This window comes from Streptomyces sp. NPDC005483 (assembly GCF_040606035.1).
Lineage (GTDB): Bacteria > Actinomycetota > Actinomycetes > Streptomycetales > Streptomycetaceae > Streptomyces.
In genome coordinates, this window is sequence record NZ_JBEXEA010000008.1 from 209958 (window position 1) to 231067 (window position 21110).

Annotated in this window: 18 protein-coding genes and 5 tRNA genes; 10 read left to right on the forward strand and 13 right to left on the reverse strand. The window is 69.7% G+C overall.

Translation table 11 applies throughout. The features are described from left to right. Positions 1-4: 4 nt before the first annotated feature. The gene (gene leuC, locus ABZT06_RS17735; protein ID WP_355741197.1) at positions 5-1429 is read right to left on the reverse strand and encodes a 3-isopropylmalate dehydratase large subunit; all 1425 of its coding nucleotides are present in this window, start codon (positions 1427-1429) and stop codon (positions 5-7) included. 191 nt (positions 1430-1620) lie between these two features. On the opposite strand from leuC, the gene ndgR reads away from it, so the two are divergent. Continuing rightward, positions 1621-2337, forward strand: a complete 717-nt coding sequence (ndgR, locus tag ABZT06_RS17740; RefSeq protein ID WP_007384919.1) for an IclR family transcriptional regulator NdgR — start codon at positions 1621-1623, stop codon at positions 2335-2337. A gap of 93 nt (positions 2338-2430) precedes the next feature. Here ndgR and ABZT06_RS17745 read toward each other — a convergent pair whose 3' ends face one another. Next, on the reverse strand, positions 2431-2937 hold the full coding sequence (locus tag ABZT06_RS17745; protein WP_355741200.1) for a DUF4188 domain-containing protein: 507 nt from the start codon (positions 2935-2937) through the stop codon (positions 2431-2433). A gap of 79 nt (positions 2938-3016) precedes the next feature. On the opposite strand from ABZT06_RS17745, the gene ABZT06_RS17750 reads away from it, so the two are divergent. Next, positions 3017-3661, forward strand: coding sequence for a MerR family transcriptional regulator (locus ABZT06_RS17750; RefSeq protein ID WP_355741202.1), 645 nt, complete (start codon positions 3017-3019; stop codon positions 3659-3661). Between the two features lie 67 nt (positions 3662-3728). Here the strand turns inward: ABZT06_RS17750 and ABZT06_RS17755 are convergent. From ABZT06_RS17755 to ABZT06_RS17795, 9 genes are all read right to left on the reverse strand, one after another. Next, positions 3729-3801, reverse strand: a tRNA-Glu gene (locus tag ABZT06_RS17755). Positions 3802-3828: 27 nt separating this feature from the next. Then, a tRNA-Gln gene (locus tag ABZT06_RS17760) sits at positions 3829-3900 on the reverse strand. Between the two features lie 20 nt (positions 3901-3920). Beyond that, a tRNA-Glu gene (locus ABZT06_RS17765) sits at positions 3921-3993 on the reverse strand. A gap of 62 nt (positions 3994-4055) precedes the next feature. After that, positions 4056-4128, reverse strand: a tRNA-Glu gene (locus ABZT06_RS17770). A 40-nt stretch (positions 4129-4168) separates the two neighbouring features. After that, positions 4169-4240 (reverse strand) — tRNA-Gln (locus ABZT06_RS17775). A 90-nt stretch (positions 4241-4330) separates the two neighbouring features. Further along, entirely contained in the window at positions 4331-5065 is a 735-nt protein-coding gene (locus ABZT06_RS17780; RefSeq protein WP_355741204.1) for an HAD family hydrolase, read from the reverse strand. A 107-nt stretch (positions 5066-5172) separates the two neighbouring features. After that, positions 5173-6657, reverse strand: coding sequence for a glutamate--tRNA ligase (gene gltX, locus ABZT06_RS17785; protein ID WP_355741206.1), 1485 nt, complete (start codon positions 6655-6657; stop codon positions 5173-5175). After that, positions 6641-7426 (reverse strand): fumarylacetoacetate hydrolase family protein, encoded by a 786-nt coding sequence (locus ABZT06_RS17790; RefSeq protein WP_355741208.1) that lies wholly within the window; start codon positions 7424-7426, stop codon positions 6641-6643. Before ABZT06_RS17790 ends, gltX begins: the two co-directional genes overlap by 17 nt. A gap of 136 nt (positions 7427-7562) precedes the next feature. Beyond that, positions 7563-7745 (reverse strand): hypothetical protein, encoded by a 183-nt coding sequence (locus ABZT06_RS17795; protein ID WP_007384915.1) that lies wholly within the window; start codon positions 7743-7745, stop codon positions 7563-7565. A 566-nt stretch (positions 7746-8311) separates the two neighbouring features. On the opposite strand from ABZT06_RS17795, the gene ABZT06_RS17800 reads away from it, so the two are divergent. From ABZT06_RS17800 to ABZT06_RS17835, 8 genes are all read left to right on the forward strand, one after another. Next, positions 8312-12142: a nitrate- and nitrite sensing domain-containing protein gene (locus ABZT06_RS17800; RefSeq protein ID WP_355741211.1), complete on the forward strand. Its 3831-nt coding sequence runs from the start codon at positions 8312-8314 to the stop codon at positions 12140-12142. Positions 12143-12151: 9 nt separating this feature from the next. Further along, positions 12152-12565: a roadblock/LC7 domain-containing protein gene (locus ABZT06_RS17805; protein WP_003993189.1), complete on the forward strand. Its 414-nt coding sequence runs from the start codon at positions 12152-12154 to the stop codon at positions 12563-12565. A gap of 110 nt (positions 12566-12675) precedes the next feature. Further along, positions 12676-13074, forward strand: coding sequence for a DUF742 domain-containing protein (locus tag ABZT06_RS17810; RefSeq protein WP_003973454.1), 399 nt, complete (start codon positions 12676-12678; stop codon positions 13072-13074). Further along, a complete protein-coding gene (locus tag ABZT06_RS17815) occupies positions 13055-13630 on the forward strand; it encodes an ATP/GTP-binding protein (protein ID WP_123991819.1) in 576 nt (191 codons plus the stop codon). Before ABZT06_RS17810 ends, ABZT06_RS17815 begins: the two co-directional genes overlap by 20 nt. Positions 13631-14032: 402 nt before the next feature. Then, positions 14033-17332: a nitrate- and nitrite sensing domain-containing protein gene (locus ABZT06_RS17820; protein ID WP_355741214.1), complete on the forward strand. Its 3300-nt coding sequence runs from the start codon at positions 14033-14035 to the stop codon at positions 17330-17332. Between the two features lie 10 nt (positions 17333-17342). Then, the gene (locus ABZT06_RS17825; protein WP_007384910.1) at positions 17343-17756 is read left to right on the forward strand and encodes a roadblock/LC7 domain-containing protein; all 414 of its coding nucleotides are present in this window, start codon (positions 17343-17345) and stop codon (positions 17754-17756) included. A gap of 101 nt (positions 17757-17857) precedes the next feature. Then, complete coding sequence (locus tag ABZT06_RS17830; protein ID WP_355741217.1) at positions 17858-18448, forward strand: DUF742 domain-containing protein; 591 nt, start codon at positions 17858-17860, stop codon at positions 18446-18448. Then, a complete protein-coding gene (locus ABZT06_RS17835; RefSeq protein ID WP_009314218.1) occupies positions 18429-19010 on the forward strand; it encodes an ATP/GTP-binding protein in 582 nt (193 codons plus the stop codon). Before ABZT06_RS17830 ends, ABZT06_RS17835 begins: the two co-directional genes overlap by 20 nt. A 180-nt stretch (positions 19011-19190) precedes the next feature. On the opposite strand, the gene ABZT06_RS17840 is transcribed toward ABZT06_RS17835, so the two are convergent. Together ABZT06_RS17840 and ABZT06_RS17845 are read right to left on the reverse strand one after the other, a co-directional pair. After that, positions 19191-19382 carry an acyl-CoA carboxylase subunit epsilon gene (locus ABZT06_RS17840; protein ID WP_355741219.1) on the reverse strand — a complete coding sequence of 64 codons (192 nt, stop codon included), beginning with the start codon at positions 19380-19382 and terminating at the stop codon, positions 19191-19193. A 57-nt stretch (positions 19383-19439) separates the two neighbouring features. Next, positions 19440-21035 (reverse strand): acyl-CoA carboxylase subunit beta, encoded by a 1596-nt coding sequence (locus ABZT06_RS17845; protein WP_355741221.1) that lies wholly within the window; start codon positions 21033-21035, stop codon positions 19440-19442. Positions 21036-21110: the final 75 nt, after the last annotated feature.

The window sequence follows — 21110 nt, forward strand, 5'->3', positions numbered from 1 at the left end:
ACTCTCAGACTCCAGCGGCGACAGGGGCGTCGGACAGGTCGGCGGGCGAAGCCAGGTGGCCGAGCACCGCGGTCGCGGCCGCGACCTGCGGCGACACCAGGTGCGTACGACCGCCCTTGCCCTGCCGACCCTCGAAGTTGCGGTTGGAGGTGGATGCGGAGCGCTCACCGGGGGCCAGCTGGTCCGGGTTCATGCCCAGACACATCGAGCAGCCCGCGTGCCGCCATTCGGCGCCGGCGTCCTTGAAGACCACGTCCAGGCCCTCGGAGACGGCCTGCAGGCCCACGCGCGCGGAGCCGGGGACGACCAGCATCCGTACGCCGTCGGCGACTTTGCGGCCCTTGACGAGCTCGGCGGCCGCGCGCAGGTCCTCGATGCGGCCGTTGGTGCACGAACCTACGAAGACGGTGTCCACCTTGATGGAGCGCAGCGGCTGGCCGGCCTCCAACCCCATGTATTCCAGGGCCTTTTCGGCGGCGTGGCGCTCCGAAGCGTCTTCGTACGAAGCAGGGTCGGGGACGTCGGCCGAAAGCGGCGCGCCCTGGCCCGGGTTGGTGCCCCAGGTGACGAACGGCGACAGTTCGGCGGCCTCGATGACGACCTCGGCGTCGAACTCGGCGTCCTCGTCCGTCTTCAGGGTCTTCCAGTACGCGACGGCCGCGTCCCAGTCCTCGCCCTTGGGCGCGTGCGGGCGGCCCTCGAGGTAGTCGAAGGTGGTCTGGTCGGGGGCGATCATGCCCGCGCGGGCACCGGCCTCGATCGACATGTTGCAGATGGTCATGCGGGCTTCCATCGAGAGCTTCTCGATGGCGGAGCCGCGGTACTCCAGGACGTAGCCCTGGCCGCCGCCGGTGCCGATCCTGGCGATGATCGCCAGGATCAGGTCCTTGGCGGTGACCCCGTCGGGCAGTTCGCCGTTGACCGTGATGGCCATGGTCTTCGGGCGGACCAGCGGCAGGGTCTGGGTGGCCAGGACGTGCTCGACCTGGGAGGTGCCGATGCCGAAGGCCAGGCCGCCGAAGGCGCCGTGGGTGGAGGTGTGGGAGTCGCCGCAGACGACCGTCATGCCGGGCTGGGTCAGACCCAGCTGCGGGCCCACCACGTGCACCACACCCTGCTCGACGTCGCCCAGCGGGTGCAGGCGCACACCGAAGTCGGCGGCGTTCTTGCGCAGCGTCTCCAGCTGGATGCGGGAGACCGGGTCGGCGATCGGCTTGTCGATGTCGAGGGTCGGGGTGTTGTGGTCCTCGGTGGCGATGGTCAGGTCGAGCCGACGCACCTGGCGACCGCTCTTGCGCAGACCGTCGAAGGCCTGCGGGCTGGTCACCTCGTGCAGCAGGTGCAGATCGATGTAGAGGAGGTCGGGCTCGCCCTCGGCGCGCCGGACGACATGGTCGTCCCAGACCTTCTCCGCGAGTGTCCTACCCATCGCTTTCCCTCCGGTCGGCCAGAGCCGCGCCGACCCAACTAGAAGCTCTTGTGGAGGCGACGCCCATGGCCCCTGTTCCCGGGCACCCGCCGCCTGGCCCGTTGGTCCGCGGGCCGCTGTGCCTACAAGGGTTGCGCGTCTCACGGAAAAAGGAACTTGCGTTTCACAGAGTGAGACGTGAGTATCGTTTCATGGACAACAGTAGCGGCGTCGGCGTTCTGGACAAGGCAGCCCTTGTCCTGAGCGCCCTGGAGTCCGGTCCGGCCACCCTCGCGGGCTTGGTCGCGGCGACCGGACTGGCACGACCCACGGCCCACCGGCTGGCCGTGGCTCTGGAACACCACCGCATGGTGGCACGCGACATGCAGGGCCGTTTCATTCTGGGCCCGCGCCTCGCCGAGCTGGCCGCGGCCGCCGGCGAGGACCGCCTCCTCGCGACGGCCGGCCCGGTGCTCACGCATCTGCGGGACATCACCGGCGAGAGCGCCCAGCTCTACCGCCGCCAGGGCGACATGCGCATCTGCGTCGCCGCGGCGGAGCGCCTGTCGGGCCTGAGGGACACGGTCCCGGTCGGCTCGACGCTCACCATGAAGGCGGGCTCCTCGGCCCAGATCCTGATGGCCTGGGAGGAGCCGGAGCGCCTGCACCGCGGTCTCCAGGGCGCCCGCTTCACGGCCACCGCCCTCTCCGGCGTACGGCGCCGCGGCTGGGCCCAGTCCATCGGCGAGCGCGAGCCGGGCGTCGCGTCCGTCTCCGCTCCGGTCCGCGGCCCCTCCAACCGTGTGGTGGCCGCCGTCTCGGTCTCCGGCCCCATCGAGCGGCTGACCCGGCACCCGGGCCGTATGCACGCCCAGGCGGTCATCGACGCGGCGGCCCGCCTCTCCGAGGCACTGCGCAGAACGGGCTGAGGCCACAGGTTCGTCGTACGCCCACCGGAAAAGAGCCGGCCTCAACGCCGCGGCAGGCTCTGGACCGACGGGCGGCTGACCCACCTGGGAGCGTCACACGCTCCCGGCCCGATGAGCGAACCTCTCCTTCGCGTACCGCCCGCGCGCAGCGACCGGCACCTGCCCGTGCGCCGCGGCGAGGCCGAACGCCGGCATGTCGACGTAGATCGACTCGTGCGACCCCTGTGGCACCACGTACGCCTCGTGCCACAGCCCCACGTGCTGGCGCACCTTCCCCGCCTTCTCCTTGCGGTTGATGATCGCCCACACCCCGTGGTGCAACATCTCCGGCGAGTGCGCGTACGCGTACAGCTTCTCCTTCGACTCCCAGTACTGGACGACGTAGTACGTCCGCGGTGAGGCCGTGAGCAGTACGTGGGAGAGCAGCCCCCGCTCGGGCGCCTTCGCCAGCTCCCGCAGCATCCGCGGCATGGCCAGCAGGACCGGGATCCATTGGTGCACGGCCCAGAAGTGGTTGACGCGCATCCCGATCAACAGGACGACGACATCCCCCTCCGTGGACGCGGTGGTGCGGCCTGCGACTACCTTCTTCCCGAACATGGGACCCCCTTGTTGGCAAGCGGCACTATCCGACAGCGGATGCTTGGATAGTGCCGGTATCCGAGAGGGGGCACAAGAGATGCGGCTGGCCGAACTCAGCGAGCGCAGTGGCCTGTCCACCGCGACGATCAAGTACTACCTGCGCGAAGGGCTGTTGCCGCCCGGCCGCCAGGTCAACGCGACGACCGCCGAGTACGACGAGGAGCATCTGCGGCGGCTGCGGCTGGTGCGCGCGATGATCCAGGTCGGCAAGGTGCCGGTGGCCACGGTCAGGAAGGTGCTGGGGCACGTCGACGACGACTCCCTGCCCCGCGCCATGCGCCTGGGCGCGGCGGTCTGGGCATTGCCCCAGGTGCCGGAGCCGGACGCGGACGACGAGTTCGTGCGAGGCGCGCGGGCGGCGATGGAGGAGTTGCTCAGGACGCTGGGGTGGACCAACGCACAGACCATGACGAACGTCTCCCCCGCGTTCCGTTCGCTGGTGGTGGCGGCGGCCGCACTGCGCCGTCTCGGCTACGACTGGAGCCCCGAAATGCTCGTGCCCTACGCGCGGTTGATGCGCCAGGTGGCCGAACTGGACATGGGGTTCATGGAGTCACACCTGTCGGAGGCGGAGAAGGTCGAGGTCGCGGTGCTGGGCGTGGTGCTCGTGGAACCGCTGCTCCAGGCACTGCACCGACTGGCCCAGGAGGAGGAGTCGACCCGGAGATACGGTTACGGATGAACCGGGGGCGCGGCCGAACCCGGAACGCAGCGAAGGCCCTCCGCCACTGCGAAGAGCCTTCGTCTCGTACCCCCGACCGGATTCGAACCGGCGCTACCGCCTTGAGAGGGCGGCGTGCTAGGCCGCTACACAACGGGGGCCTAGAACCTGCGTTTCCGCAGGTCGAGCTGGTCTACCTGGACTCGAACCAAGAATGACGGTACCAGAAACCGTAGTGTTGCCAATTACACCATAGACCAATGCGATTCAATGAAACGCGTACCCCCGACCGGATTCGAACCGGCGCTACCGCCTTGAGAGGGCGGCGTGCTAGGCCGCTACACAACGGGGGCCCTAGCGATCCTGCATGAGAGTCAGCGGGTGCGACCCGGACTGACCCTCCGGGAAGGATCTGTACCCCCGACCGGATTCGAACCGGCGCTACTGCCTTGAGAGGGCAGCGTGCTAGGCCGCTACACAACGGGGGCTTCGCGGAGTTGATCTCCGCCTGCAGATGAGCTCTGCGAGCTGGCCTACCTGGACTCGAACCAAGACTAACTGAACCAGAATCAGTCGTGCTGCCAATTACACCATAGGCCACTGGAACGCAAGCCCCGAGGGGGATCTTGTTCTAGTTCGCTCCTCCGGTTCCGGCCTTTCGGCCCGCTCCCCGGCGGCGCAGGAAGAACATTACCCGAAGGTGGACGGGGCTCCAAAACGGGTATCAGCGCCGAGGATCGCGGGGAGTTCGGCGAGCGAGGCGATGCGGCGCGGCCCGGCGGGCGTGGGGACCTGGGCGTGCACACCACCGTCGCGGTCGATCCAGACCGAGAGCAGTCCGGCCTCGGCGGCGCCCCGGCCGTCGATCTCCGGGTGGTCGCCGACGTACGCCACCTGGTGCGGGGCCAGCTCCAGGGCGTCGCAGGCCGCGAGGAAGGCGCGGGCCTCGGGCTTGGAGACGCCCAGCTCGGCGGCGCACAGGATGACCTCGAAGCGGTCGTGGACGCCGAGGACGCGCAGCTTGTGATCCTGGACGTGGATGCTGGAGTTGGACAGCACCGCATGCCGGTGACTGGCGGCGAGGGCGTCCAGGACGGGCAGGACGTCCGGGAAGAGGGCCCAGGCGGTCTCGTAGTGCGCGATGTACCGCTGGAACCAGGCGTCGGCCTCCGCGTCGGTCAGCTCCTCGCCGAGGAACACCCGCACCCGGTCCCGCCGCTGCCCCTGGAAGTCAACCTCCCCCGCCGAGAACCGCGCCCACTGCGCGTCGGTGACCGCCCGCCACCGCGCGATGGCCTGCTCGACGCTCTCGTACGCCTCCAGCAGCCCCTCGGCCGTCAGATGCAGGCGCATTCCGATGCGGTCGGCACCGGTGTAGTCGAAGAGGGTGTCGTCGACGTCCCACACCACGGCTCGGATGCTCACGTGCCGACGGTAGCCCACGACGGCCGCCGGCACACCGGGGCCGGTCGGCCGATACGAGACGGGGTGGGACCTGGAATCCAGGTCCCACCCCGTCTCGCGGGCGTGACTTACGCGGCCAGCTTCGCCAGCGCCGCGTCGATCCGGGCCAGCGTCGTCTCCTTGCCCAGGACCTCCAGGGACTCGAAGAGGGGCAGGCCGACCGTGCGGCCGGTGACCGCCACGCGGACCGGGGCCTGGGCCTTGCCGAGCTTGAGACCGTGGCTCTCGCCGGCGGCCAGGACGGCCTCCTTGAGGGACTCCGGCGAGGTCCAGTCCGCAGACTCCAGCTTCTCGCGGGCCGTGCGGAGCAGGGCGTCCGAGCCCTCCTTCATCGCCTTCGTCCAGGAGGGCTCGTCGAAGACCGGCTCCGGCAGGAACAGGAAGTCGACGTTGTCGGTGATCTCCGACAGCACCTTCAGGCGGGTCTGCGCGTGCGGCGCGATCGCCTGCCACTTCGACTCGTCGAAGTCCTCCGGGGACCACGGGGCGAAGGGAGCCTTCAGCCACGGGGCGCAGCGCGCCGTGAAGTCCTTCACGTCGAGCAGGCGGATGTGGTCGGCGTTGATCGCCTCGCACTTCTTCAGGTCGAAGCGCGCCGGGTTGGGGTTCACGTCGGCGATGTCGAAGGCCGCGATCAGCTCGTCGGTGGTGAAGATGTCCTGGTCGGCCGAGAGCGACCAGCCCAGCAGGGACAGGTAGTTGAGCAGGCCCTCGGGCAGGAAGCCGCGCTCCCGGTAGAGGTTGAGCGAGGCCTGCGGGTCGCGCTTGGAGAGCTTCTTGTTGCCCTCGCCCATCACATACGGCAGGTGCCCGAAGGCGGGCACGGTCTTCGCGACGCCCAGCTCGATCAGCGCCCTGTACAGGGCGATCTGGCGCGGGGTGGAGGACAGCAGGTCCTCGCCGCGCAGGACATGCGTGATCTCCATCAGCGCGTCGTCGACCGGGTTCACGAGCGTGTAGAGGGGCGCCCCGTTCGCTCGGACGATCCCGTAGTCCGGCACGTTCTCCGGGGTGAAGGTCAGCTCGCCGCGGACCAGGTCCGTGAAGGTGATCGTCTCGTCGGGCATGCGGAAGCGGACGATGGGCGTACGGCCCTGGGCCTTGTACTCCTCGACCTGCTCGGCGCTCAGGTCCCGGCAGTGGCCGTCGTAGCCGGACGGCTTGCCGGCCGCGCGAGCCGCCTCGCGGCGGGTGTCCAGCTCCTCCTGGGAGCAGTAGCAGTGGTACGCGTGGCCGGCGTCCAGGAGCTTGGCGGCGACGTCCTTGTAGAGGTCCATGCGCTGCGACTGGCGGTACGGCGCGTGCGGGCCGCCGATCTCGGGGCCCTCGTCCCAGTCGAAGCCCAGCCAGCGCATCGAGTCCAGGAGCTGCTCGTAGGACTCCTCGGAGTCCCGGGCCGCGTCGGTGTCCTCGATGCGGAAGACGAGCGTGCCCTGGTGGTGCCGGGCGAACGCCCAGTTGAACAGGGCGGTGCGGACCAGGCCCACATGGGGGTTACCGGTGGGCGAGGGGCAGAAACGTACGCGGACGGGTGCGCTAGCCACGCTTGACAACCTTGTTGGTGAGAGTGCCGATGCCTTCGATGGTGACGGCGACCTCGTCGCCGACGGTGAGCGGCCCGACGCCTGCCGGGGTGCCCGTGAGGATCACGTCGCCGGGGAGCAGCGTCATGGCCTCGGAGATGTTGACGATCAGATCCTCGATGCCGTGGATCATCTCGCTGGTGCGGCCGAGCTGGCGTTGTTCGCCATTGACGGTGAGCTGGACGGTCAGGTCCGCGGCCGTCTCGAGGTCCAGGTCCGTCTCCACCCAGGGGCCCAGCGGGCAGGAGGTGTCGAAGCCCTTGGCCCGCGCCCACTGCTTCTCGCGCTTCTGGACGTCACGGGCGGTGATGTCGTTCGCGCAGGTGTAACCGAAGATCACGTCCTTGACGCGCTCACGCGGGACCTCGCGGCACATACGGCCGATGACGACGGCCAGTTCGGCCTCGTGGTGGACGTCCGCGGAGAAGGACGGGTACTGGATCTCGTCGCCGGGGCCGATCACCGAGGTGGAGGGCTTGAAGAAGGCGAACGGGACGTCGGGGACGTCGTTGCCCAGTTCTTTCGCGTGGTCGGCGTAGTTACGGCCGTACGCCACGACCTTGTTGGGGAGCACCGGCGGCAGCAGACGCACCTTGTTGACCGGGACCTTCGTACCGGAGAGCTCGAAGTCCGCGAACGGGATGCCCTTGATGATGTCGAGGACGAGCTCGTCCGGCCTGTCGCCCTCGACCGCGCCGAAGGCGACGTTCCCGTCGATGGAGAATCTGGCGATGCGCACGGGATCTGGGCGCCCCTCTACTCGGCCGGCTGGAGTCTGACGCTCCAGGCTAACGCGGGAAGGGGTGCCCCGAGGCTCAGGACCACGCGGCGCCCGGGCCACCTCCCCGAAGGGCGGTGATCCGGGCGCGCTAGGGTTACTTGGCGGCGGAGACCGGGATCTCCATCAGCACCGTGCGCCGGGGGTTGGCGGTCTGGGCGGGGAGGTCGAGCGGGTGCTCCGGCTGCTCCGGGATCTGCAGTGCGTCGGCGTCCTCGAGGTGCGCCAGCGTCGTGCGCCGCGGGTTGGCAATGTTGCGGAACATCATCGTCGTCTTCACGGTTGTACTCGACCTCGGATGTGGTGGGTTGGGCAGATGCGGCCTTCTTGTAAAGCGTCAGGCTAAACATGCCATTCCCTTCAGAACGCGCGAAGACCCTGTGATCGTCATGTGAGTTTGCTCACTGACCTATGGGCAAACCGGACATTTCCCAGCATCAACTCACCCCAACGAAACGGACATTGACTCCCTGAAGCCATCATTCCGCTCCTGATCATGGCGACTGGGACACCCACCCCCGCGGGGTGACTCGCGGACCTATGTCCGATATCGACAAGAACGCTTTCCACACCCGGTGACACGGCCCTCACGTGGTGTCACGTAGGTCACGGTCTGACCCTCGGACCTTGTTGGAGATCCTGCACTGTGCTGGAATTCCACGGACCGCCGCGGGATCGAGCCGGCGCACAGGGGGCGCTGAGAAGCGCCGAGCGGCGGTGAGAAGGGGGAGCCAGCGCCGGTCACTCACGATCACCCGGGGTGCGTATTCAGGGCGCTCCCCACAACGCCGACACCGTGCTCCGCCGTTCTGCGGAGGAGCGCCTGGTCCAGAGGTTGCGACGCTAGTGCAGGGACGTTTCAAGAGGGATGGCAGCGCTTCGGCCGAGCCGGAGCGGCACGGCGGGACTGGCCCCAATGTCGGCAGTTCCTCCCCCCAGCACGCCCAGAACCCGGGCCCGAACCCGTCGGCCGACGGTGGTTCCGGCCCCGGACGCCCCGGCACGTCGGCGTCCTCGGGTCCGGCGGCCACGCCGCCGGTGAAGCCGCCGAAGGGCCCCGGCCCGGGGTCGCGCGTAGCCCTGCGCAACTGGCGCATCTCCACGCGCCTGGTGTCGCTGCTCGCGCTCCCCGTGGTGGCGGCCACCTCGCTGGGCGCGCTGCGCATCAACGACTCCATGGACGACATCCAGCAGCTCGACAACATGAAGCTGCTGACGGAGATGACCAAGCAGGCCACCGAGCTGGCCGCCGCCCTCCAGGAGGAGCGCGACCAGTCGGCCGGGCCGCTGGCGCACAACTCCACGGCGAGCAACATCACGGTCAAGGGCTACCGGGACAAGACGGACCGGGCCGCGACCAACTTCATCAACTCCGCCGAGGACATCGACACCTCCAGCAAGGACGGCAACCTCCAGGGCGTCCGCGACAGCCTCGTCGGCCTGGTCCGCGACCTGGACACGCTCAGCAAGATCCGCAGCGACGCCTACGAGACCAAGGGCAACGCCACCCAGACGGTGGAGTCCTACCACCGCCTGATCACCCACCTGCTGGACCTCTCCCAGGACATGGCCGAGGCCACCAGCAACCCGGACATGATCCAGCGCACGCGCGCCCTGGCGTCCTTCTCCTCCGCCAAGGAGTACGCCTCCATCCAGCGCGCGATCCTCGCCGCGGCCCTGCCGGCCAACAACACGTCCCTCGGCAAGCTCACCGAGAACGACCGGCTGTACGCCCAGGGCGCCCTGGAGAGCGAGGAGTCCGACCTCAACAGCTTCCGGAGCATCTACGGCGACGACGGCGCCGAGGAACTCCTCAAGCCGATCGAGGACGGCAGCTCCACCATCGAGGCGTCCGACCAGTACGCGGGCCGTGCCTTCGGCCGGCCCGAGGGTCTCGCCGACCTCGACCGGCGCTCCTACAAGGACTGGGTCGACGACAGCTCGACCAAGATCCAGCAGATGGGCAACATCGAGCACACGCTGCTCGAGGACATGGAACAGAAGGCGCGCGAGCTGCGCAGCGCCACCGAACGCGACGCGATCATCGCCGGTGCGCTGATCCTGCTCGTGCTCGGTGTCTCCCTGGTCGGCGCGTTCGTCGTCGCCCGGTCCATGATCCGCTCGCTGCGGCGCCTGCAGGAGACCGCCACCAAGGTCGCCCAGGACCGCCTGCCCGAGCTGGTCAAGCAGCTGTCCGAGTCCGACCCGCAGGACGTCGACACGTCCGTGGAGTCGGTCGGTGTGCACTCCCGGGACGAGATCGGCCGGGTGGCCGCGGCCTTCGACGACGTGCACCGCGAGGCGGTCCGCCTCGCCGCCGAGCAGGCCCTGCTGCGGGGCAACGTCAACGCGATGTTCACCAACCTCTCGCGCCGCTCCCAGGGCCTCATCCAGCGCCAGCTCTCGCTGATCTCCGAACTGGAGTCCCGCGAGGCCGACCCGGACCAGCTGTCCTCGCTGTTCAAGCTCGACCACCTCGCGACGCGTATGCGCCGTAACGGTGAGAACCTCCTCGTCCTCGCCGGTGAGGAGCCCGGCCGCCGCTGGACCCGCCCGGTCCCGCTGGTCGACGTGCTCCGCGCCGCCGCCTCCGAGGTGGAGCAGTACGAGCGCATCGAGCTGGCCTCCGTGCCGACCACCGAAGTCGCCGGCCGGGTCGTCAACGACCTCGTGCACCTGCTCGCCGAGCTGCTGGAGAACGCGACCTCGTTCTCCTCCCCGCAGACCAAGGTCAAGGTCACCGGTCACGCGCTGCCCGACGGCCGCGTCCTGATCGAGATCCACGACACCGGTATCGGCCTGTCCCCCGAGGACCTCGCCGCGATCAACGAGCGGCTCGCCTCGCCGCCCACCGTGGACGTCTCCGTCTCCCGCCGCATGGGTCTGTTCGTGGTCGGCCGGCTGTCCCAGCGCCACGGCATCCGCATCCAGCTGCGCCCGTCCGACTCCGGTGGTACGACCGCGCTGGTCATGCTGCCCGTCGACGTCGCCCAGGGCGGCAAGAAGCCCCAGCCCAAGCCCGGTCAGGGTGCCCCCGGTGCCCCCGCGGCGGCGCAGGCCGCCGCCGGTGTGGCCGCGGCCCGTCGTGGCGGTGGCAACGGCCAGGGCGGTGGCGCTCTCGGCGGTGCGCCCGGTGGCGCGGGCGGTGGCGCCCTCGGCGCCGGTGCCCCCTCGGGCGGGCGGCTCAACGCCGGTCAGGGACCGCGGGCCGCGCTGCCCGGCAGTGGCCAGGGCGGTCGCCCCGGTGCGCCGGGCGGACCGCGTGGACCGCAGGGTGGCGGTATGCCTCCGCAGGGCCGCCCCGCTCCGGCCGGCGCCGGGTTCGGTGGCCAGGCGCCGGGCGCCCCGCAGGGTCTCCAGGCCGCGGGCACGGGTGGTCCGGGCCAGGACGCCTTCAGTGGCCAGGACGCTTTCGGCGGCGGACAGGACGCCTTCGGCGGCCGGGGTTCCGTGCCCCCGCAGGCGCAGGCCCCGAACGCCGGCCAGGCTCCCGAGCCGGGCGGCCGGCGCCGTCGGCCGCAGCTGCCGGGCCGCGGTGGTCCGCGGGCCGAGCTGCCGGGCGGCGACCAGCAGCCCCGCACGCCGAGCTGGAGCGACGACAACGCGCAGCCGCCGGTGCCGCGCGCCTCGCTCGACGTCCCGCGCGGGCACGACGAGCAGGACCCGGCCGCCACGTCGCGCATGCCGCGGATCGAGGACCACCGGAGTCCGGCGAGCACCTCCGAGTTCCCCCGCCCGGACTTCGACGCCCCGCAGAACACCGGCCAGTTCCCGCGGCCGGGAACCACCGGCCCGCAGAACACCGGTCAGTTCCCGCGGCCGGGATCCACCGGCCCCCAGGACACGGGCGAGTTCCCCCGTCCCGGCGCGAGCGACCCGCAGAACACGGGCGGGTACGTCCGTCAGGACGTCTTCGGCACTCAGCCCGCACCGAACGGCGGATCCCAGACCGGGCAGTTCCCGACTCCGCAGGCGTACGACAACGGCTCGACGGGCCAGTTCGCGATGCCGGGCTACGACGGCAGCTCCACCGGTCAGCACTCCCTGCCGGGCCGTCCGGACCCCGCGTCCACGGGCCAGTTCGAGCGCCCCCAGACCAACGGCGCCGACTTCGGTGCCCCGCGTCCGCCCATGCCGCCGCGTCCGCAGCAGCGGCCGGTCCGCCAGGAGCCGGAGGCGTTGCCGCCCGCGGGTCCGGGCGACGGCCGTACGCCGCTGTACGACACGTTGGAGACCAACTGGTTCCACGGCAGCCAGCAGCAGGCACAGGAGCAGCCGGCCAACGGCAACGGCTCCTCCCCGGCTCAGGCCCCGCGGCAGCAGCAGGCTCCGGCGGCCCCACAGAGTTCCGGTGGCGCTCCGCAACGGCCCGCGGCCTCCGCGGCCTGGCGCAGCTCGCCGAACGACGACCTCGTCCGGCAGGCGGAACGTGTCCGCCAGCCGGCCGCGGGCGGTGTCACCACCTCCGGTCTGCCGCGCCGGGTGCCCAGGGCGAACCTCGTCCCGGGTACGGCTCAGCAGCAACAGCACCAAAGCGGTCCTGCTGTCTCGCGTGCGCCTGACGACGTGCGCGGTCGGCTGACCAATCTCCGTCGGGGTATCGCGCAAGGACGTCAGGTCGGCGGCAACGGCCAGACGGGCAGTTTCCCGAACCCCACTCACCAGCAGGAGCGTTAGTTGAGCCCGATGAGCCAGGCGGCACAGAACCTCAACTGGTTGATCACCAACTTCGTGGACAACACCCCCGGGGTGTCCCACACCGTCGTCGTGTCCGCCGACGGCCTTCTGCTGGCGATGTCCGAGGGCTTCCCGCGCGACCGTGCCGACCAGCTGGCGGCCGTCGCGTCGGGGCTGACCTCGCTCACGGCGGGTGCCTCGCGGATCTTCGAGGGCGGCAGCGTGGCCCAGACCGTCGTGGAGATGGAGCGGGGATTCCTCTTCCTCATGTCCGTCTCGGACGGTTCGTCGCTCGCGGTCCTCGCGCACCCGGAATGCGACATCGGCCTCGTCGGCTATGAGATGGCACTGCTCGTCGATCGCGCGGGGGCCGTCCTCACGCCCGATCTGCGAGCCGAGCTGCAAGGCAGTCTGCTCCACTGACCCCACCGGATCCACCCGTCTCACCAAATCACCGTCCGGCCGCCACAATCCCCCCACCGGCCTCACCAGACGGCTAGCCAGACCGACTTGCTGTCCCGCCCGGAGGATTCATGACCCCGCCCACCGCCTCTCATGATCCGTACGCGGAGCCGTACGAGGATGAGGGCGACCAGCCGCTGGTACGTCCGTACGCGATGACCGGCGGCCGGACCCGGCCGCGCTACCAGCTCGCCATCGAGGCCCTGATCAGCACCACGGCCGACCCGGCGGCGCTCATGGGACTGCTCCCCGAGCACCAGCGCATCTGCCACCTGTGCCGTGAGGTGAAGTCGGTCGCCGAGGTCTCGGCGCTGCTCGCCATGCCGCTCGGGGTGGCCAGGATCCTCGTCGCGGACCTCGCCGAGGCCGGCCTGGTGGCCATCCACCAGCCGGGCGGCGACGAGAACAACGGCGGCGCTCCCGATGTGACGCTGCTCGAAAGGGTGCTCAGTGGACTTCGCAAGCTCTGACGCGGGGCGGACCACCACCTCCGCGAAGATCGTGGTGGCGGGTGGCTTCGGCGTGGGCAAGACCACGTTCGTCGGCGCGGTCTCCGAGATCAACCCGCTGCGTACCGAGGCCGTGATGACGTCCGCGAGCGCGGGCATCGACGACCTCACCCACACCGGGGACAAGACGACCACCACGGTCGCCATGGACTTCGGCCGCATCACGCTCGACCAGGACCTGATCCTGTACCTCTTCGGTACACCCGGGCAGGACCGCTTCTGGTTCATGTGGGACGACCTGGTCCGCGGCGCGATCGGCGCGGTCGTCCTGGTCGACACCCGGCGTCTCGCCGACTGCTTCCCCGCGGTCGACTACTTCGAGAACAGCGGCCTGCCCTTCGTCGTGGCCCTCAACGGCTTCGACGGGCACCAGCCGTACGCTCCCGAGGAGGTGCGCGAGGCCCTGCAGATCGGGCCGGACGCGCCGATCATCACGACGGACGCCCGGCACCGGTCGGACGCCAAGAGCGCCCTGATCACGCTGGTCGAGCACGCCCTCATGGCACGTCTGCGGTAACGCCCCAGAGACGTGTCGACCAGCTCCCAAATCAAAAGCGTCATACGGCAGTTGTCGTAGATGTCCCGGAGCCGGCTGTGGCCTTGGACACGGTCGGCCCCGGCGTTCATAACGTTTCGGCAGAGGAATCGGGTGGTACGGCCACGCGTGGTTGCCAACCGGTCTCGCTGCGCTCACAACAGCCCCGTCTTTTGACGGGGCTCGCTCTTTATGACCGTTTTATCTAGGGCTTACATCACACGGAATCCGCGCGTACCACTGTTTGGAGGTGTGCAGGCCGTCGTGCTGGAATGCCTGAACTGCCCAATAGTCAAAGACGTACTCACTAGTCGATGACGTACTGGGCTCTGAGAGACTGCGGCACAACGTAGGTGCCGACCCCTCCGAGAGGTTGTTGGTCGAGTGAGGCGAAGCAAGAACGGTCCCGAGCCGTCGGCCCGGGGCAACTTCACCCCGCCGCCGCGCGGAGCGGCGTCCGCCCCTGTGCCCGGTCCGGAGCCGACGGCCGCGCCGCCGTCCGGCGGTGGCCGGTTCTCCCCGCGCAACTGGCGGGTGCCCACCCGGCTGAACGCGATCCTGCTCATACCCGTGATCGTCGGCCTCGTCATGGGCGGCTTCCAGGTCAAGAGCTCGATCGACACCTGGCGGGAAGCCGAGGACGCGGAGAACACCGCGCGCCTCGTGCGGGCCTCCCTCAGCTACGCCGACGCCCTCTACCAGGAGCGCGACAGCACCGCCGCCCCCCTGCTGAGCGGGGAGGGCCAGGACAACGCCACGGTCGTCGCCGCCCGCAAGAAGACCGACCAGGCCGCCGACGCCTTCGACGAGGCCGCGCAGAACATGCCGCAGAAGGCCGGCCTCGAACGCCGCCTCAAGCTGTTCCGTGACGGCGAGGGAGCCCTCCAGACGCTGCGCGCGGGCGCCTACACCTCCCCCAAGCTCACCGGTGTGAAGACCGAAGAGGGTTACACCCAGGTCGCGCACCCGCTGACGGAGTTCGCCAACGAGCTCGGCCTCGGCACCGGCAACATCACCAGCTACGGCCGCACGGTCTACGCCATCGAGCTCACCAAGGCGGCCCTGTCGCTGCAGCGTTCCATCGGCATGCACCTGCTGGTCAAGCCCGGCCCGGGTCTGAGCAGCTTCGCCAGCCAGAAGGTCGCCCTGTCCTCGTACGCGTACCTGGAGGGCATCGCCGTCGAGGAGTACGTCGGCGGTGGCACCGAGGCCGACGCGGCGAAGCTCGACGCCGCCAAGAAGCAGATCCAGACGGACGGAGCGGCGCTGGCCAAGGAGGCCGCCGCCAAGAACCCGGACTACGTCCCGCCGCCGTCCAGCTCGACGCAAATGGTCTCCAGCATCGCCCAGCTGCCGTCGATGGACCAGAGCGCCCGTGCGGCCCTCGGCAAGGACGGCATCACCGCCGAGAACTGGTGGGCGGTCAACACCCTCAAGTACAACGCGTACCGGCAGATCGAGACCGACCTGGCCGACACCGCGGTGAACGAGGCCGCGACCATCGCCGACAACGCCAAGCGCGACGCGTTCATCGTGGGTGCCGCCGTCGTGGTCGCCCTGCTCCTCGCCTTCATCCTGGCCGGCGCGGTCGCCCGGCAGATGTCCCGCTCGATGCGCCAGCTGCGCAACGCCGCCTTCGGCATCGCCGAGCAGCGTCTGCCGATGCTGGTCGACCAGCTCTCGCGCACCGACCCCGGCCGCGTCGACACCCGGGTCGCACCGATTCCGATCAACACCAAGGACGAGATCGGCGAGGTCGCCCGCGCCTTCGACCAGGTCCACCGCGAGGCCGTACGACTCGCCTCCGAGCAGGCCCTGCTCCGCGGCAACATCAACGCGATCTTCACCAACCTGTCCCGGCGCAACCAGTCGCTGATCGAGGGCCAGCTGACCCTGATCACCGACCTGGAGAACAACGAGGCCGACCCGGACCAGCTGGAGAACCTCTTCCGTCTGGACCACCTCGCGACCCGTATGCGCCGCAACGGCGAGAACCTCCTGGTCCTCGCCGGCGAGGAGCCCGGCCGCCGCTGGGACCAGCCGGTCCCGCTGGTCGACGTCCTGCGTGCCGCCTCCTCCGAGGTGGAGCAGTACGAGCGCGTCGAGCTGTCCGGTGTCCCGGAGGCCGAGATCCACGGCCGCGCGGTCACCGACCTCGTGCACCTGCTCGCCGAGCTGCTGGAGAACGCCACCACGTTCTCCTCCCCGCAGACCAAGGTCCGCGTCACCGCGACCCGGCTGCCGGACGGCCGCATCATGATCGAGATCCACGACAAGGGCATCGGCCTGACCGCCGAGGACTTCGCGGACATCAACCACAAGCTGGCCAACCCGCCGACCGTGGACGCCGCGATCTCCCAGCGCATGGGCCTGTTCGTGGTCGGCCGGCTGTCCGACCGGCACGGCATCCGCGTCCAGCTGCGCCCCTCGGGCGAGCAGGCCGGTACGACCTCGCTGGTCATGCTGCCCGACGCGATCACCCACGGTGGTGGTGGCGAGCAGCAGCCCGCCGCGCACGAGTTCACCGTCTCGCAGATCATGCCCGAGCAGCACCAGTACCAGGGCGAGGACTTCAACAACGGTCTGCCGATGCGTACGGCCGCGGAGCTCGGCTTCGACGACAGCCGCTACTCCGAGGTCCCGGACGACATACGCGAGCTGGACCCGGTCGGCCGCTCCCTGATGCGCGAGGAGCGCCGCGCGGCCCTGGAGGCCCAGGGCCAGGACGAGCCGCCGGCCCTGCCGGGTGCGGAGTCGTCGTACGCCGACGGGTTCGACGCTTCCCGCGCCGCCCCGCAGACCGGCTACGACAACAGCCGCAACGGCTACCCCGAGCAGCAGCCCGCCTCCTACGACCAGCAGACGTCGTACGAGGAGGCTCAGCAGGCGCCGTACGAGGAGCAGCGGCAGACGGCGTACGAAGAGCCGAACCGTCCGGCGTACGAAGAGCCGTACTTCGCGCAGAACGGCGGCCTGCCGCAGAACGACACCTTCTCCCCGTCCGGCGGCTACCCGGAACCCTCCTATGCGGAGCCGGTCCAGGAGGAGCCCGCGGCGGTGCACGCCGCCGCCTCGGAGCCCTTCTCGGGCTTCGAGGAGCGCCGCTACCAGGATGACTGGCCGCAGTCCGACGGTTACCGCAACGGCTACCCGGACCAGTACGCTCCGGAAGCGGAATCTGCGCAGGCCGCTGACGTGAGTGAGCGTGACCGCGTAGGCTTCGACCGTCCGGGACCGGCCCCCGCCTCCGTGGGTCACGAGCTGACCGACGCCGGGCTCCCCCGCCGTGGCTCCCCCGGGAGCGTCGCCAACGGCACGAACGGTTCGAACGGCACGCGGAACGCGAACCCGGAGCCGTCGGTCTCAGCGCCGGAGAGCACCAGCATCGGCGACAGCTGGCGCTCGGCCAACGACGCGCGGTGGCAGCAGGCCTCCCAGCTCCGGAAGCCCAAGGCGGGCGGGGTCACCTCCTCCGGTCTGCCGCGGCGGGTACCCAAGGCCAACCTGGTCGAGGGAGCCGCCGAAGCCACCCAACAGGGGGGCCCATCGGTCTCCCGTGCTCCTGAGGACGTCCGGGGCAGGCTGAGCAACCTGCGTCGCGGTGTCCAGCGGGGCCGCAACGCAGGCAGTGAAACGAACGGTCAGGGCTTCGGTTCTGACAGCACCTACAACCAGGAGCGTTAGTGTGAGCCCGATGAGCCAGGCGGCGCAGAACCTGAACTGGTTGATCACCAACTTCGTGGACAACACCCCGGGGGTGTCCCACACGGTGGTGGTCTCCGCCGACGGACTCCTTCTGGCGATGTCCGAAGGCTTTCCGCGCGACCGAGCCGACCAGCTTGCTGCCGTCGCCTCCGGTCTGACCTCGCTGACCGCGGGTGCCTCGCGCATCTTCGAGGGCGGCGCGGTGAACCAGACGGTTGTGGAGATGGAGCGGGGATTCCTCTTCATCATGTCCGTATCCGACGGTTCGTCCCTCGCGGTTCTCGCACATCCGGAGGCGGACATCGGTCTCATCGGGTACGAGATGGCTCTTCTGGTGGACCGTGCCGGTTCGGTCCTGACGCCCGATCTGCGTGCGGAGCTCCAGGGCAGCCTGCTCAACTGACAAACAGACGGTGCGTTTTGGCGTCCCGGGGCCGTAAGGTTTCGGGACGCGGCTCCACACAGCGTGATGGGTGCCCCGGCACAGTCGGAGGAGGAGAGAGAGTGGCAACACCCCCAGGTGGTTCATCTGGCAATTGGTCGTACGGCCCTGGCCAGGGTCAGAACGACGGTTCCCAGAACCCGAACCGCTACAACTTCCCCTCCGCACCCAGCCAGCGGCGTCAGCAGCCGTACGCCCCCCAGGGCCCTCAGGGTCCCGGTCCGTCGCCGTACGACCAGCCGCCCGCCCCGCGCATCCAGCCCGTGCAGCCGCAGCGGCGCTCCTCCGAGCCTTCACCCGCGGGAGGCGCCAGCAACCCCCTGGTGCGTCCGTACGCCATGACCGGCGGCCGGACCCGCCCGCGCTACCAGCTCGCCATCGAGGCGCTGGTGCACACCACCGCGCAGCCGCACCAGATGCAGGGCCAGTTGCCCGAGCATCAGCGGATCTGCAATCTCTGCCGAGAGATCAAGTCGGTAGCCGAGATCTCGGCGTTGCTGACCATTCCCCTCGGCGTGGCCAGGATCCTCGTCGCCGACTTGGCGGAGGCGGGACTGGTCGCCATCCATCAGCCCGGCGGCGACGAGAGCGCCGGCGGCCAGCCAGACGTGACACTGCTCGAAAGGGTGCTCAGTGGACTTCGCAAGCTCTAGCGGCGGTCCTTCCCGCTCCACCACCTCGGCGAAGATCGTGGTGGCGGGTGGCTTCGGCGTGGGCAAGACCACGTTCGTCGGGGCCGTCTCGGAGATCAACCCGCTGCGTACCGAGGCCGTCATGACGTCCGCGTCAGCGGGCATCGACGACCTCACCCACACCGGGGACAAGACGACCACCACGGTCGCCATGGACTTCGGCCGCATCACCCTGGACCAGGACCTGATCCTGTACCTCTTCGGTACACCCGGCCAGGACCGCTTCTGGTTCATGTGGGACGACCTGGTCCGCGGCGCCATCGGCGCGATCGTCCTCGTGGACACGAGGCGCCTTGCCGACTGCTTCCCCGCGGTCGACTACTTCGAGAACTCGGGGCTTCCTTTTGTGATCGCCCTGAACGGCTTCGACGGCCAGCAGCCGTACAACCCGGACGAGGTCCGGGAAGCGCTGCAGATCGGTCCGGACACGCCGATCATCACGACGGACGCGCGGCACCGGGCTGACGCGAAGTCGGCGCTGATCACTCTCGTGGAGCACGCGCTGATGGCTCGCCTGCGGTAACACGGACTTCTTGCGGCTACTGGGCTGCCACGGACGGTTGTACGCCGTCTGCGGCGGCCCAGTGGTTTGTCGCGCCCACGCGGCGGAGCCGCACATCGACACAGCCCCGCGCCCCCAAAAGCAAAAGCCAAGGGCCCCCTCTCCTTCGAGAGGGGGCCCTTGGCTGCCGTACCGGACGGCTCAGTGCCAGCTGTGCGGGGCGCGGAAGCCGCCCTCGCGCTCCAGGCGGCGCCAGCCGGCCTTGGGGCGGCCTCGGTGGGCCGGGGCCTCGGAGGGCTGGGCTGCCGCGCGAGCCAGGAGGATCGCCGTGATCGCGGCGACTTCCTCGGGCTCGGCGTGGCCCTTCTCGACGCGGATGTCAGGGGTGCTCATAGGTCACAGTCTCCGTGAGAGAGGTTTCCGCGAGGGTGTCGCGGAGGGTCCGCTGGGTTACTGCGGAGGGTTGCCGTGCTTACGGGAGGGCAGGTCGGCGTGCTTCGACTGGAGCATCGCCAGGGACCGGATCAGGACCTCGCGGGTTTCCGCCGGGTCGATCACGTCGTCCACCAGGCCACGCTCCGCCGCGTAGTACGGGTGCATGAGCTCGGACTTGTACTCCTTGACCATGCGGGCCCGCATGGCCTCGGGGTCCTCGGCCTCGGCGATCTGGCGCCGGAAGATGACGTTGGCGGCACCTTCGGCGCCCATCACCGCGATCTCGTTCGTCGGCCAGGCGTAGGTGAGGTCGGCGCCGATGGACTGGCTGTCCATGACGATGTAGGCACCTCCGTACGCCTTGCGCAGGATCAGGGAGATCCTCGGCACGGTGGCGTTGCAGTACGCGTACAGCAGCTTGGCGCCGTGGCGGATGATTCCGCCGTGCTCCTGGTCGACGCCCGGAAGGAACCCGGGGACGTCCAGGAAAGTGACGATGGGGATGTTAAAAGCGTCACACATCTGGACAAAGCGCGCAGCTTTTTCCGATGCCTCGATGTCCAGGACACCGGCGAGGGTGGAGGGCTGGTTCGCCACGATGCCGACGACCTGGCCGTCGAGGCGGGCCAGGGCGCAGATGATGTTGCGGGCCCAGCGCTCGTGGACCTCGAGGTAGTCTCCGTCGTCGACGATCTCCTCGATCACCTTGGTCATGTCGTACGGCCGGTTGCCGTCCGCCGGGACCAGGTCGAGCAGGACGTCGCCGCGCCGGTCGGCCGCGTCGGTGGACTCCGCCCGCGGCGGGTTCTCCCGGTTGTTCTGCGGGAGCATCGACAGCAGGTAGCGCACCTCGGCGAGGCACGTCTCCTCGTCGTCGTAGGCGAAGTGACAGACGCCGGAGGTCTCGGCGTGCACGTCCGCGCCGCCGAGGCCGTTCTGGGTGATCTCCTCGCCCGTCACGGCCTTCACGACGTCCGGTCCCGTGATGAACATCTGGGACGTCTCGCGGACCATGAAGACGAAGTCGGTGAGGGCGGGGCTGTAGGCCGCGCCGCCGGCGCACGGGCCGAGCATCACCGAGATCTGCGGGATGACGCCCGACGCCCTGGTGTTGCGCTGGAAGATGCCGCCGTAGCCCGCGAGGGCACTGACACCCTCCTGGATACGGGCGCCCGCGCCGTCGTTCAACGACACCAGCGGCGCCCCGGCCGCGATGGCCATGTCCATGATCTTGTGGATCTTCGTGGCGTGGGCCTCGCCCAGCGCGCCGCCGAAGATGCGGAAGTCGTGGGCGTAGACGAAGACCGTACGGCCCTCCACCGTGCCCCAGCCGGTGATGACGCCGTCGGTGTACGGCTTCTTGGCCTCCAGGCCGAAGCCTGTCGCCCGGTGCCGGCGCAGCTGCTCGACCTCCTGGAAGGAACCCGCGTCGAGGAGCAGCTCGATGCGCTCCCGTGCGGTCAGCTTGCCCTTGGCGTGCTGCGCCTCGGTCGCCTTCTCGCTGGGGCCGGCCAGGGCCGTCGCACGGATCTCGTGCAGCTCGGCCACCCGCCCGCGCGCGTCCGTAGGCTCACCCGTCGACTCACTCGGCGCCTCATCCAAAACGGTCATGTAGCGACCATACGAACACCCGCGAGAAAAGCGAGCCGTCGACTCCTCACAGTCTCCGGCCCGTTTTCCTGGTGC

Coding starts and splice junctions, on each gene's coding strand:
- leuC (WP_355741197.1), bottom strand. CDS start 1,429: ATGGGTAGGACACTCGCGGAGAAGGTCTGGGACGACCATGTCGTCCGG.
- ndgR (WP_007384919.1), top strand. CDS start 1,621: ATGGACAACAGTAGCGGCGTCGGCGTTCTGGACAAGGCAGCCCTTGTC.
- ABZT06_RS17745 (WP_355741200.1), bottom strand. CDS start 2,937: ATGTTCGGGAAGAAGGTAGTCGCAGGCCGCACCACCGCGTCCACGGAG.
- ABZT06_RS17750 (WP_355741202.1), top strand. CDS start 3,017: ATGCGGCTGGCCGAACTCAGCGAGCGCAGTGGCCTGTCCACCGCGACG.
- ABZT06_RS17805 (WP_003993189.1), top strand. CDS start 12,152: ATGAGCCAGGCGGCACAGAACCTCAACTGGTTGATCACCAACTTCGTG.
- ABZT06_RS17810 (WP_003973454.1), top strand. CDS start 12,676: ATGACCCCGCCCACCGCCTCTCATGATCCGTACGCGGAGCCGTACGAG.
- ABZT06_RS17825 (WP_007384910.1), top strand. CDS start 17,343: ATGAGCCAGGCGGCGCAGAACCTGAACTGGTTGATCACCAACTTCGTG.
- ABZT06_RS17840 (WP_355741219.1), bottom strand. CDS start 19,382: ATGAGCACCCCTGACATCCGCGTCGAGAAGGGCCACGCCGAGCCCGAG.
- ABZT06_RS17845 (WP_355741221.1), bottom strand. CDS start 21,035: ATGACCGTTTTGGATGAGGCGCCGAGTGAGTCGACGGGTGAGCCTACG.